At 37.7% G+C, this 12,699-nt stretch carries 15 protein-coding genes; 1 reads left to right on the top strand and 14 read right to left on the bottom strand.

All coding sequences use genetic code 11. The features are described from left to right. Positions 1-170: 170 nt before the first annotated feature. Positions 171-761 (top strand): ATP-dependent Clp endopeptidase proteolytic subunit ClpP, encoded by a 591-nt coding sequence (gene clpP / locus ACQKM9_RS13785; RefSeq protein WP_038188848.1) that lies wholly within the window; start codon positions 171-173, stop codon positions 759-761. 59 nt (positions 762-820) lie between these two features. On the opposite strand, the gene ACQKM9_RS13780 is transcribed toward clpP, so the two are convergent. The 14 genes from ACQKM9_RS13780 to hisG form a co-directional block, all read right to left on the bottom strand. After that, on the bottom strand, positions 821-1,078 hold the full coding sequence (locus ACQKM9_RS13780) for an HPr family phosphocarrier protein (RefSeq protein WP_427734906.1): 258 nt from the start codon (positions 1,076-1,078) through the stop codon (positions 821-823). Between the two features lie 56 nt (positions 1,079-1,134). Next, positions 1,135-2,082: a DNA-binding protein WhiA gene (whiA, locus tag ACQKM9_RS13775; RefSeq protein ID WP_427734905.1), complete on the bottom strand. Its 948-nt coding sequence runs from the start codon at positions 2,080-2,082 to the stop codon at positions 1,135-1,137. 43 nt (positions 2,083-2,125) lie between these two features. After that, positions 2,126-3,106, bottom strand: coding sequence for a gluconeogenesis factor YvcK family protein (locus tag ACQKM9_RS13770; protein ID WP_427734904.1), 981 nt, complete (start codon positions 3,104-3,106; stop codon positions 2,126-2,128). A 4-nt stretch (positions 3,107-3,110) separates the two neighbouring features. Further along, positions 3,111-3,995, bottom strand: a complete 885-nt coding sequence (rapZ, locus tag ACQKM9_RS13765; protein WP_427734903.1) for an RNase adapter RapZ — start codon at positions 3,993-3,995, stop codon at positions 3,111-3,113. Continuing rightward, positions 3,988-4,470, bottom strand: a complete 483-nt coding sequence (locus ACQKM9_RS13760; RefSeq protein ID WP_427734902.1) for an NUDIX hydrolase — start codon at positions 4,468-4,470, stop codon at positions 3,988-3,990. The genes rapZ and ACQKM9_RS13760 overlap by 8 nt, the downstream gene beginning before the upstream one ends. A gap of 293 nt (positions 4,471-4,763) precedes the next feature. Then, entirely contained in the window at positions 4,764-5,708 is a 945-nt protein-coding gene (trxB, locus tag ACQKM9_RS13755; protein WP_427734901.1) for a thioredoxin-disulfide reductase, read from the bottom strand. Between the two features lie 102 nt (positions 5,709-5,810). Then, complete coding sequence (locus ACQKM9_RS13750) at positions 5,811-7,337, bottom strand: tetratricopeptide repeat protein (RefSeq protein WP_427734900.1); 1,527 nt, start codon at positions 7,335-7,337, stop codon at positions 5,811-5,813. Positions 7,338-7,411: 74 nt separating this feature from the next. Further along, a complete protein-coding gene (gene hisIE, locus ACQKM9_RS13745) occupies positions 7,412-8,032 on the bottom strand; it encodes a bifunctional phosphoribosyl-AMP cyclohydrolase/phosphoribosyl-ATP diphosphatase HisIE (protein ID WP_427734899.1) in 621 nt (206 codons plus the stop codon). Further along, on the bottom strand, positions 8,029-8,787 hold the full coding sequence (gene hisF, locus ACQKM9_RS13740) for an imidazole glycerol phosphate synthase subunit HisF (RefSeq protein ID WP_427734898.1): 759 nt from the start codon (positions 8,785-8,787) through the stop codon (positions 8,029-8,031). The genes hisIE and hisF overlap by 4 nt, the downstream gene beginning before the upstream one ends. Next, complete coding sequence (gene hisA, locus ACQKM9_RS13735) at positions 8,787-9,524, bottom strand: 1-(5-phosphoribosyl)-5-[(5-phosphoribosylamino)methylideneamino]imidazole-4-carboxamide isomerase (RefSeq protein WP_427734897.1); 738 nt, start codon at positions 9,522-9,524, stop codon at positions 8,787-8,789. Before hisA ends, hisF begins: the two co-directional genes overlap by 1 nt. Next, positions 9,524-10,174 (bottom strand): imidazole glycerol phosphate synthase subunit HisH, encoded by a 651-nt coding sequence (gene hisH, locus ACQKM9_RS13730; RefSeq protein WP_427734896.1) that lies wholly within the window; start codon positions 10,172-10,174, stop codon positions 9,524-9,526. Before hisH ends, hisA begins: the two co-directional genes overlap by 1 nt. Then, entirely contained in the window at positions 10,171-10,821 is a 651-nt protein-coding gene (gene hisB, locus ACQKM9_RS13725; protein ID WP_427734895.1) for an imidazoleglycerol-phosphate dehydratase HisB, read from the bottom strand. Before hisB ends, hisH begins: the two co-directional genes overlap by 4 nt. Beyond that, a complete protein-coding gene (hisD, locus tag ACQKM9_RS13720) occupies positions 10,760-12,055 on the bottom strand; it encodes a histidinol dehydrogenase (protein ID WP_427734894.1) in 1,296 nt (431 codons plus the stop codon). Before hisD ends, hisB begins: the two co-directional genes overlap by 62 nt. Positions 12,056-12,070: 15 nt before the next feature. Further along, a complete protein-coding gene (hisG, locus tag ACQKM9_RS13715; protein WP_427734893.1) occupies positions 12,071-12,694 on the bottom strand; it encodes an ATP phosphoribosyltransferase in 624 nt (207 codons plus the stop codon). Positions 12,695-12,699: the final 5 nt, after the last annotated feature.

Raw genomic sequence — 12,699 nt, 5'->3', positions numbered from 1 at the left:
CAATTGCGACTTTTCTATTATACAAAGGAAACCAAAACAATTCAACCATATAAATATTGGATTCGAATCATTTGACCTTCCTTGACCATAATGTGTATGATTAAGATACAATAGAAGCAAATTGCTTTTATACAGGAAAATTGAATTTACCTTTTGAGGAGGATATTCTTATGAACTTAATCCCTACAGTTATTGAACAGACAAACCGCGGTGAACGTGCTTATGACATTTACTCACGCTTATTGAAAGACCGTATTATTATGTTAGGTAGCGCTATCGATGACAACGTTGCAAACGCTATTGTTGCTCAACTTTTATTCCTAGAAGCTGAAGATCCAGAGAAAGATATCTCTATATACATTAACAGCCCTGGTGGTAGCATTACAGCTGGTATGGCAATCTACGATACTATGCAATTCATCAAACCAAATGTACAAACAATTTGTATCGGTATGGCTGCATCTATGGGTGCATTCTTACTTGCTGCTGGTGAAAAAGGGAAACGCTTTGCATTACCAAATGCTGAAGTTATGATTCACCAACCACTAGGTGGTGCGCAAGGTCAAGCGACTGAAATTGAAATTGCTGCAAAACGCATTTTATTCCTTCGTGAAAAACTAAACAGTATTTTATCTGAACGTACAGGTCAACCAATCGAAGTTATAGCAAAAGACACAGATCGTGATAACTTCATGACAGCTGAGCGTGCGAAAGAATATGGTTTAATCGATCAAATTTTTGAACGTAACGAAATTAAATAAACACCTAAAAAACCGCTATTCTCGTAAGATGAGAATAGCGGTTTTTATATTGTATTCATTTAATCCTCAGATTGAATTAGTTTTACTAGACCTTTTAATGCAAGTGCTTCATCGGCACCATCTGCAGTTAAAATAACGTTAGATCCTTTTGCAACAGCCAAACTCATAATACCCATAATACTTTTAGCATTTACTTTTTTATTTTCTTTCGTCAAAAATACATCCGCAGAGTAGCGATTTGCTTCTTGTACGAACAAAGCAGCCTGTCTTGCTTGTAGTCCTGATTTAAGTTTTACTTCTACTTGTTGTTCTGCCATTCGTTTTACTCCTCCTATAATTACTTATATATTCATTATCGTGTGTCATCATTCCATTAAAGTTTAACCGCATCGCCTCTACGCAATGATTCAGCAATATCATCAATTTTACGTAGGCGATGATTGACACCTGATTTACTAACAGTACCTGCTGATACCATTTCACCAAGTTCTTTTAATGTCACTTCTTGATATTCCACACGTAATCGAGCAATCTCTCTAAGCTTCTCAGGTAGTTGATCAATCCCAATACTATGATCGATATATCGGATATTTTCTACTTGGCGAACAGCTGCTCCAATCGTTTTGTTTAAATTAGCCGTCTCACAGTTCACAAGTCGATTCACACTATTTCTCATATCACGTACAATTCGCACATCTTCAAATTTCATCATGGCTTGATGTGCACCTACTAAACTTAAAAAGTCTGAAATTTTCTCAGCTTCTTTTAAGTATGTGACAAATCCTTTTTTTCTTTCGATTGTTTTTGCATTTAAATCGAATTTATTCATTAAATCGGCCAGTGCCTCACCATGCTCTTTATATAACGAATACACTTCTAAATGATACGCGGAAGTTTCCGGATTATTGACAGAGCCACCAGCTAAAAATGCGCCTCTTAAATATGAACGCTTACTACTAGTTGTATCGACTAAATCTTCTGCAATTGTATGATTGAACAAAAAGTTTCCAGAGACAATTTCTAAATCCTCCAAAATTTCTTTTGCCCCTTCTCTCACACGGCAGATATAAACATTATTCTTCTTTAAACGCATTTTCTTTCGCACAAGAAGCTCCACTCTATAACTATAGAACCTCTTCATTACTGTATAAATTCTTCTTGCGATTGCTGCATTTTCAGTTTGAATATCAAGACTAAGTTGACGGTTTGCAAATGACAGAGAGCCATTCATTCTGATGAGGGCAGATAATTCTGCTTTTAAGCTTGTATCGCCTGCTTCAACTTGCGTTAATTCTTTTTTTGTTTCTGAAGCAAATGACATAATAACCCCCCTCTCTATCATGATTTATATAAAACAACGGATTTTATATCATTTTTATGTCACTGTTAAAAGAATGAGCATACTCTACTAACCATTCAGCAACCTTTGAGGCTTCATGTCGTACAACGCCATCATGAGTTGTAGCAATTTCTTTTTTCACTACTTGGATACCCATTTTTTCTAATGCTCCAACATCAAAAAAAACTGGCTCTGCTTCCTCTTCTTTATAAGCCGCTCTTACAGATGCTGGTACCTCTTCTTTATTAATTAATATCGTTTCGATAAAAGGTTGCCCTAAATGATCGTTTAATGCTTTGACATGGTCTGATGCTGCAAAGTTTTGTGTTTCTCCTGCTTGCGTCATGAGATTACATATATACACTTTCTTTCCTTTAGCACTAATAATGGCCTCTTGAATATCATCCACTAACAGATTCGGTAAAATACTTGTATATAAACTTCCAGGTCCTATAATAATAATATCCGCTTTTTTGATTGCGCTTACAGATTCCGGTAGCGGTTTCACATCCTCAGGCGATAAAAAAATCCTTTTAATACCTGTATTGAATGTTGGAATTTTAGATTCGCCTTTAACAATTGTACCATCAATTAGCTCAGCAAAAAGGGTAATTCTTTGATTTGCTGCTGGTAATACTTTACCGTGCACATTTAAGACACGACTCATTTCTCGAATAGCATGCGAAAAATCGCCAGTAATTTCAGTTAATGCGGTTAACATCAAGTTGCCTAGTGAATGACCCCTTAAATCTTCAGATGCTAAAAATCGATATTGGAACATTTCTTCTACCAGAGGTTCGACTTCAGATAGTGCAGCGATGACATTTCGCACATCGCCTGGTGGCGGTATTTCGTAGTCATCCCTTAATCTACCCGAGCTTCCCCCATCATCCGCTACCGTCACAATGGCAGTTATATCAATCGGGAACTTTTTCAATCCTCGTAAAAGAGTTGATAATCCAGTTCCTCCACCGAGAATGACGATACGAGTATTTCGTTTCCCCATAGAATTAGCCCTTTCTTTTCGCAATATCGCGATGTGTAATAACCGTTGGCACATCTTTATTCAAATAATCACCAAAATATTCGGCTAATGTAACAGAGCGATGCTGGCCCCCCGTACAACCAAATGCAATAACGAGTTGTGTTTTACCCTCTTTTTTATAAAGAGGCACCATAAATTCAAATAAATCCGTTAGTTTTTTTATTAATGTCTGTGCTTCATCATATTTTAGAACATATGATGATACGTCCTTCTCTAATCCTGTTTTAGGGCGTAAACTCTCCACATAATAAGGATTCGGTAAAAAACGCACATCAAATACTAAGTCTGCGTCAATTGGAAGACCATGCTTAAAGCCGAATGACATAACATTGACTGTAAATCTTCGAGAATTTACACCTGAAAATTGCGCAATAATTCGTTCTCGTAACTCTCGAGGTTTCATACTTGATGTATTATATATAAATTGTGCTTTTTGTTTCACTTCAGCAAGTAATTCTCTTTCATGATGGATCCCTTCTAATGGCAATCCACCAGCAGGAGCAAGTGGGTGTGAACGGCGTGTTTCTTTATAACGTCTCACTAATGTTTCATTATCTGCATCTAAGAACAAAATTTTTGTTGCAACTAAATCTTGTTTCTCGATTTGTTCTAATGCATCAATTAGTGATGAAAAGAAATCACCACCTCGTAAATCCATCACAGCTGCGATACGAGAAAATTCTTTTTTCGACTCTTTCATTAGAGTTAAGAAAGTTGGTAGTAATGCAGGTGGTAAATTATCGATGCAGTAAAAACCTAAGTCTTCAAAACTTTGGATTACCACCGTTTTCCCTGCTCCAGACATCCCCGTAATAATGATCAATTCGTTAACCGGTTGAGTGCTAGGCATTGATGCCATCTCCTTCAGTTGAAATTTGAATTGCTTCATTTAATAGTTCAAAATCTTCTGTATAAGTAAATGTACCGTATTGCATGCCTTTTTCGTTTACGGCAAACAATAAATTAGTACGATCTCCTTCAGCCATTGGTAAATGGTGCAAGCTTTCAATTGGATGCCATTCCAGGACACCCTCAATTGTATCTTCATACGGAGTACCTTCTAAGCCATCTGCAACAAATGTAAAGAGCATCCACTCATTTACAATATCTTGATCATTTTTTATCACCATTGTATATATCCCTTTTAAGTGCTGGTTTAAAGGGATTGTCCCCGTTTCTTCCCGGAATTCTCGGTTAGCAGCTGTAAAAACAGACTCCCCACTCTCAATTTTACCACCCGGCGCAACATACCAGCCTCGTCGTGGTTTTTTCAGTAAAAGAACTTTGTTATCTTTTCTAACAATCAAATTTGCTATTCTTTGCACGCACGACACTCCAAATCATTGTAAACTTATATTCATTATTATACATTGTTACACCATTAGCGTACAAAAATATGTTCGCAAGGACAGTAATTTCATATGTTTTCACCAATCTAGTCCATTATCAAAAACTATGTAACCTCCATATAAAAAAGAGGCTGCTTCTAACGGCAAATTACCGCGAAACAGCCTTACCAATATATCTATCTTAATAGGGGGTTATTGCACTTACAACTATACCCTTATTATATTGCAAATGAGTTACAGCTATGTTAAGAAGACGTTAAAATCAGCAATTAATTACTAATTTTTTCTTTTAACATTTCAACATAATGTTGAACTGCTTGAGCTGCGATACTACCATCACCAGTTGCAGTTACGATTTGACGTAATGTTTTTTCACGTACGTCACCAGCAGCGAAGATACCAGGAATCGCTGTTTCCATCTCTTCATTTGTTGGGATATATCCAGCTTCATTTAAGATTCCTAGACCCTCAAATGGTTTTGTTAATGGTAACATGCCAATATAAACGAATACACCATCAGCAGTAAATTCTTGCTCAGTACCATCCTCAGTAGAAACGAGCGTTACACTTCCTACTTTGCCATTTTCTTCATTCACTTGTTTAACAGTGTTGTTCCAAATAAAATCAATTTTATCGTTAGCAAATGCACGATCTTGAATGATTTTTTGGGCACGTAATTTATCACGACGGTGAACAATTGTTACTTTTTCAGCAAAGCGAGTTAAGTAAATACCTTCTTCAACAGCAGAGTCTCCTCCGCCAACAACAACTAAGTTTTTATTTTTGAAGAATGCCCCATCACATACTGCACAATAACTTACACCACGGCCACCAAGTTCTTTTTCACCAGGTACGCCCATTTTTTTGTATTCTGCACCTGTAGTAATGATGATTGCACGCGTTTTAAATTCTTTTGAACCTGCTTTAATTGTTTTATATTCTTCGCCATCGATAATTTCAGTAACATCGCCATAAGCATATTCAGCACCAAATTTTTTCGCGTGGTCAAACATTTTAGTAGATAATTCAGGTCCTAAAATAGAATCGAAACCTGGATAGTTTTCAACCTCTTCTGTATTAGCCATTTGTCCACCTGGAATACCGCGTTCTAACATTAATGTTGATAGATTGGCACGTGAAGTATAAACGGCAGCTGTCATCCCTGCCGGACCTGCACCGATAATAACTACATCATAAATTTTCTCTTCTGACATATCTGTTCCTCCTAGATCTGTATAAAACATTTCATTATATTCAATATCCATGGTAGAGGATAACTGGTGTACGTTCAATATTTCTGCTTACCATTTCAACATTTAAGCGTCGAATCCGGGTAAAAAATGTATTAAATCGTTCACATATTTCGTTAAAGTAGTTGTTGTAACCCCATATGCTTCAGCAATTGATTTTTTAGTAATACTTTTCATACGTGAGGATTTATACATATAATCTGCTGCTGCTACAAGAGCCTTTGGATTCTTGAATTGATAATTTTCATCTAATGCTCTTTCACACAATACGAACCACATTTGAAATAGAAATGTGGTAGGCATTGAAATAGGCATCGATTGCATGTATAAAATATCTGAAGCTTCCATTGCCCTTAAAAACGGTAAAATACTTTTATCCTGCGCATCAAATTCATGCTCAAGTGCATATGCTAAAAATAGCTTTTCCATCGAAGAATATTCATCGACATCTATCCAACTTGGATGTGCAATAATTTCCTGTTTGTGAATTGTTTTACCTAATAAGTACAAACCAAATAATCGATCACTACGGTATTTACTTTCAAGCTTTTCAACGATAAATTCGCGATTTTGCTCGATAGCATTTGGATTTGTCACACGACTCTCGTGTGCCCATGGCTCAAAGCCTTCCTTATCGGGATCGATTTCCAGTAATTTTTTCCAAGCACTTTTCCCAACAACTTTTCTACCTGAGAAATAAGCTGCATGGGATAGCCAAAAGTAAAATCCAGGATCGCCTTCAAACCCACGTTTTTGCAAACTACGTAACCATTTATAAGCTTCTTCATAACGGCCAACGAGAGCTAATGTAGCTCCTAATTTATAACGATGGTCAAATGAATATGGTTGGATTTTCACTAATAACTCAAGTAGCTCGTCCAACTCTTCTTTGTTTTTTTCATAGTAAGCCATGACCGTTAAATTACAAAGGGCATGTAAATTACCAAAATTCCCTTTTAACACTTGATGCAACAACGCTCTTGCTTGTTCAGCTTCTCCTAGATAAAAATAAGCAAGAGATAGATTATTATAGGCTGCCCAAAAATCTGGATTATCTTGAATAATTTCTTCAAATTGCTCAATGGCTTCTTTAAAATTTCCTTCTTCCATCATACGGCGAGCTTTTTCTTGTAAATACACAGCTTCTGAATCTTGCGGTTCATCGGATGTTGGTTGCTCTTTCATTTGCTCAGAAAAATCAATAATTTCAAGCGCTTCTTCCGCATAAACACCTTGTTGATCTAACTCTAGATAAAGCTTTGCGTATTTTCCTGCTTCATCTGACATGCCAAGATGAGCAGAGACTTCAGCTAAAAACAATACTATTTCTGGTTCATCAGGGTCAATTGAATGCGCTTTTCTTAACAGCTCTAAAGCATGATCATGCTGTTCAAGCTCCATTTTAATAACACCATATTGCATAAGTATAAGTGAATCTTCAGGGCTAAGTTCTACTGCTCTTTGTAAGTATTTATGCGCCTTATCAAACTGCTCTCGATCTAACGCTTGTAATGCTTTATTATAATAAAAATCCCCATTCGGAATAAAAGATACGACATTTTCTCGCGGTTTTAGTTTACGTTTTTTCTCCAAAAAAATTCCTCCGAAAAAAATAAGGAACGTATAGAAACGTCCCTTATACTCTAGTATCCTTCATTATAACATATTTAATGTTGCTCATGGCGCTTTTGAAGCACTGCTAAAACATCAAATACATCCAACTTTTGTTCTTGTAATAGTACCAATACGTGATAAATTAAATCTGCTGTTTCCCATTTCAATTCATCAGCATCGCGGTTTTTTGAAGCTATAACAACCTCTGTTGCTTCCTCACCGACTTTTTTACAAATTTTATCGATACCTTCGTTAAATAGATAAGTTGTATATGCACCCTCTGGCATTTCCTTTTCGCGGTTTTGAATAACACTACGAAGCTCCGTAATAATATCTACAGAACCCACAATTTCTGATTTTTCTTTTATGGTTTCAGTAAAGCAACTTGTCGTACCACTATGACACGCAGGTCCTGCTGGTAAAACTTCTACAATTAGTGCATCTTTGTCACAGTCAGCACGAATAGCTATCACTTTTTGTGTATTACCACTTGTGGCCCCTTTATGCCAAAGTTCTTGACGAGAACGGCTATAAAACCACGTTTCACCTGTTGCTAATGTTTTGTCTAAAGAATCCTTGTTCATGAATGCAACAGTTAATACTTCTTTCGTTTGTGCATCTTGTACCACTGTAGTAATCAAACCTTTTTCGTCAAATTGAAGATTTTCTATCATCTCACGAACACTCCCTTTTGTCGCAATTCATTTTTCACTTCTGCGACACTTGTTTCTTTATAGTGAAATATAGAAGCCGCTAGTGCAGCATCAGCATCTACATGTTGTAAAACATCATAAAAGTGATCCGCGTTTCCAGCCCCACCACTAGCAATAATTGGTACGTTGACAGCTTTACGGATTGCTTTTGTTAAAGGTAAATCAAAGCCACTTTTCTCTCCGTCTTGATCCATACTTGTGACTAATAATTCACCAGCTCCAAGTCTCACTGCTTCTTTCGCCCAAGCCACTGCTTGCCAATTCGTTTTGTTGCGACCACCGTGCGTATATATCATCCACGTACCGTCTTCTTCACTCCACTTAGCATCGATCGCCACAACGATACATTGTGCTCCGAAGTAATCAGAACCTTCTTTAATAAGTTCTGGCCGTTGCAAAGCAGAAGAATTGACTGATACTTTATCTGCACCAGCACGGAGTAATCGTTTCATATCCTCTAGTGTTCGAATGCCTCCCCCAACAGTAAAAGGAATCGCTAAAGTAGAAGCTGTTTTTCGTACGACATCAACCATTGTTTCACGGCCTTCATGCGAAGCAGAAATATCTAAAAAAACAAGCTCATCTGCGCCTTGTTCATTATAGAACTTAGCAAGCTCTACAGGATCACCAGCATCTCGTAATGAGACGAATTGAACACCTTTTACAACGCGTCCTTCCTTCACATCAAGACATGGAATAATTCGTTTCGTAAGCATTATTCTGCCTCCTCAAGTGCCTCTGGCAATGTAAATCGACCTGCGTAAAGAGCTTTCCCAATAATCACACCTGCAATTGATGAGTTTTGTGCAGCTGCTTTTACTCGTTGAATATCTACAAGTGAGCTGATACCACCAGATACGATAATCTCGGTATTTGTTGCTTCAGCTAATTTCACGTTTGCTGGAATATTCGGACCAGCTAAAGTACCATCAGTTGCAATATCAGTGAAAACAAAATATTTTGCGCCTGACTTAGCAAAATATTTCCCTACTTCAATAGCGGACTTATTAGACGTCTCAAGCCAACCATGTGTCGCTACCATGCCATCCTTTGCATCTAGTCCAATTACTATGCGTTCTGCACCAAATTCCTCTATAAAGCTCGCAACAAGCTTTGGTTCACGAATGGCTAGACTGCCAATAATCACACGATGAACCCCATTTTCAAGGTAGAAGCGTACATCCTCCTCAGAACGAATACCGCCACCTATTTGCACTTTTACCGTTAATTCTTTTGCAACGCGTATAACTTCAGCTGCATGTGTACGTTCACCGTCTTTAGCACCATCTAAATCGACCATATGTATAAAGCTTGCACCTGCTTCTGCAAAGCTTTTTGCCATCTCAAAAGGAGAGTCTGCGTACACTGTTTCTTGTGCGTAATCACCTTTAAATAAGCGTACACATTTGCCACCTCTCATATCGATTGCTGGGAAAACTTGAAATGAACTCACTACACGACAACTCCTTTTTTTACACCATCTAACCACTGTCTCAATAGAAGAACACCGAAATCACTTGATTTTTCAGGGTGAAATTGCATACCTGTAATAGAACCTCTTTGTACAATACCTGGCACTTGTTTATTGCCATAATGAGCAAAAGCAACTAATTCTGCTTGCTTCATATTAGTTGCGAAGTATGAATGAACAAAATAAACGAAATGATCACCAGTCATTTCATTTTCTTGTAACCATTCTGGACGTTGAGAAAATTGCAGTTCGTTCCATCCCATATGTGGTACTCGATAGGTACTACCATCATCATGAATCCCAGCAAAGCGCTCAATTTTCCCTTTGAAAATACCTAGTCCTTTGCCACTGCCATTCTCTGCGCTTTCTTGAAATAATAACTGCATACCTAAGCAAATACCTAGTAAGGGTTTATTGCTTTTTTCTACCTCATTTATTAATGAATCTAAATTCGTTTCTTGTAGTCGTTTCATAGCATCTTTAAAAGCACCGACCCCAGGTAAAATAAGGGCATCTGTTGCTAATAGCTCTTCTTTATCAGCAGATACTAAGACTTCATAGCCTAGACGTTTAATAGCCTGTTCAACGCTAAATAAATTCCCCATACCATAATCGATTATGCCTATTTTCATGTTAGCAGCCCCTTAGTTGAAGGTATACCTTTCACACGTGGATCAATCGATACCGCATCATCAATCGCTCTAGCCAATGCTTTAAAGATTGCTTCGATAATATGATGAGCATTGTGACCATAAGGAACAATGACATGAACATTCATACGAGCCTCTAATGCAAATTTCCATAAAAATTCATGCACTAGCTCCGTATCAAATGTACCAACTTTGTCTGTTGGGATATCTACTCTGAATTCTAAGTGTGGACGATTTGAACAATCAATAACGACTTGTGCTAATGCATCATCCATTGGCACAAATGCGTTACCATAGCGCTTAATACCTTTTTTATCACCTAACGCTTCTTTAATTGCTTGACCTAACACAATCCCTAAATCCTCTGTAGTATGGTGATCATCAATATATGTATCACCTTTTGCAGTAATAGAACCGTCAAATAAACCATGTTTCATAAATAGGTCTAGCATATGGTCCATAAAAGGAACACCCGTTGAAATAGTAGACTTCCCTTCACCATCTAAATTAATTTCTACTGCAATCTGAGTTTCATTTGTTTTTCGTTCGATAATGGCATAACGCTTTTTAGTTGCTTCCACTTGATTCGACTCCTTTATCCCACCCTCTAGACTCCACGGCTCTAGCATGTGCTTCTAATCCTTCTAATCTGGCAAGTCTAGCTATTTTCGGTGAATTTTGTGCCCAAGTTTCTTTTGTATAATAAACAACGCTTGTTTTTTTAATAAAGTCATCAACATTCAAGCCACTAGCAAAACGAGCTGTACTATTTGTTGGTAACACGTGATTTGTGCCTGCAAAATAATCTCCTACTGGCTCTGAACTATAGCGTCCGATAAATATAGCACCCGCATTACGAATTTGTTCAGCAACAACTTCTGCATTGTCAGTAACAATTTCTAAATGCTCTGGTGCTAATCGATTGATCGCTTGCACTGCTTCAGCGAGCGTTTCAGCTATATAAATACTGCCAAAGTTTTCGATCGCCTTACGTGCAATTGCTTCTCGTGGTAATGATGTTAGTTGATTTTCAACTTCCTCCGCTACTTCTTCAGCTAGTCTTTCACTCGTTGTAACTAAAATCGCACATGCCAAAGGGTCATGTTCGGCTTGAGATAATAAGTCTGCTGCAATCTCATCAGCATATGCATTCTCATCTGCAATAATAGCAATTTCGCTTGGTCCAGCAATCATATCAATGGCTACTTCACCAAACACTTCACGTTTTGCTAATGCAACAAAAATATTACCTGGTCCTGTAATTTTATCAACTGCTTGAATCGATTCTGTACCATAAGCTAGAGCACCAATTGCCTGTGCACCACCCATTTTATAAATCTCTGTAATCCCTAATATGGATGCAGCAGTTAAAACAGCTGCTGGTAGCTTACCGTCTTTTCCTGGAGGTGACACTAAAACGATGCGCTCAACACCAGCTACTTGTGCTGGAATAACATTCATTAAAACAGATGATGGGTAAGCAGCTGAGCCTCCTGGCACATAAAGACCAACAGCCGATAACGCTGTAATACGTTGCCCTAACCAAGAATCATTTTCTAGATTTAGTCGATAACCTTGGCGCTTTTGTTTGTCATGGTATGCGCGTATATTCAATGAAGCTTCTTTTAAATCTTTTATTAATTGTGCATCCATACTGCTAACTGCTTCTGCCATTTCCTCTGGTGACACACGCAATTCATTAAGAAAAACACCGTCCCATTTAGCACCATATCCTTTGACAGCAGCATCACCATTTTGACGAACATTGGCAAGTACTTCCCTAACTGTTTGTAATTGCTCCTCGTTGCCGCTCGCCAATGGGCGTTGTAAGGATATATTTTTTGTTAAGTCTTGAATCTTCATCGTTTAAACCTTCTCTCATTTCACACATTTTTTTAAACGTTTGACGAGATCTTGAATACGCTCATTCTTCATGCGATAGCTCACAGGATTGGCGATCAATCGAGAGGACACATCTGTAATGTGTTCATATTCAACTAGCCCATTTTCTTTTAATGTTTGACCAGTTGAAACAATATCCACAATGCGGTCAGCAAGTCCTATCATTGGAGCTAATTCAATCGAACCGTTTAGTCCAATAATTTCAACTTGTTCTCCTTTTTCACGGTAATAGTGGGAGGCAACTGTTGGATATTTCGTCGCTATACGTGGCGCAATATCATTTAACTTTGTATTTGGTAATCCCGCAGAAGCGATATAACATTTACTAATTTTCAAATCGAGTAATTCATGTACCGCTCTTCCTTGTTCTAGCAAAACATCTTTTCCTGCTATACCAATATCAGCTACACCATGTTCAACATATGTAGGTACGTCCATTGGCTTTGCTAGTATGAAGCGAATTTTTTCAGATGGAATTTCAATCACTAATTTACGTGATATTTCAACATCTTCTGGCAAGTCAAAACCTGCTTGAATGAGCATTTCATATGCTTCTTCGAAAATGCGCCCTTTAGGCATTGCGATTGTCAATTCAGTCATGTTCG

This window comes from Viridibacillus sp. NPDC093762 (assembly GCF_050279675.1).
GTDB lineage: Bacteria > Bacillota > Bacilli > Bacillales_A > Planococcaceae > Viridibacillus.
The sequence above is the reverse complement of the archived record's forward strand: the minus strand, read 5'-3'. Positions and strand labels throughout refer to the sequence as shown.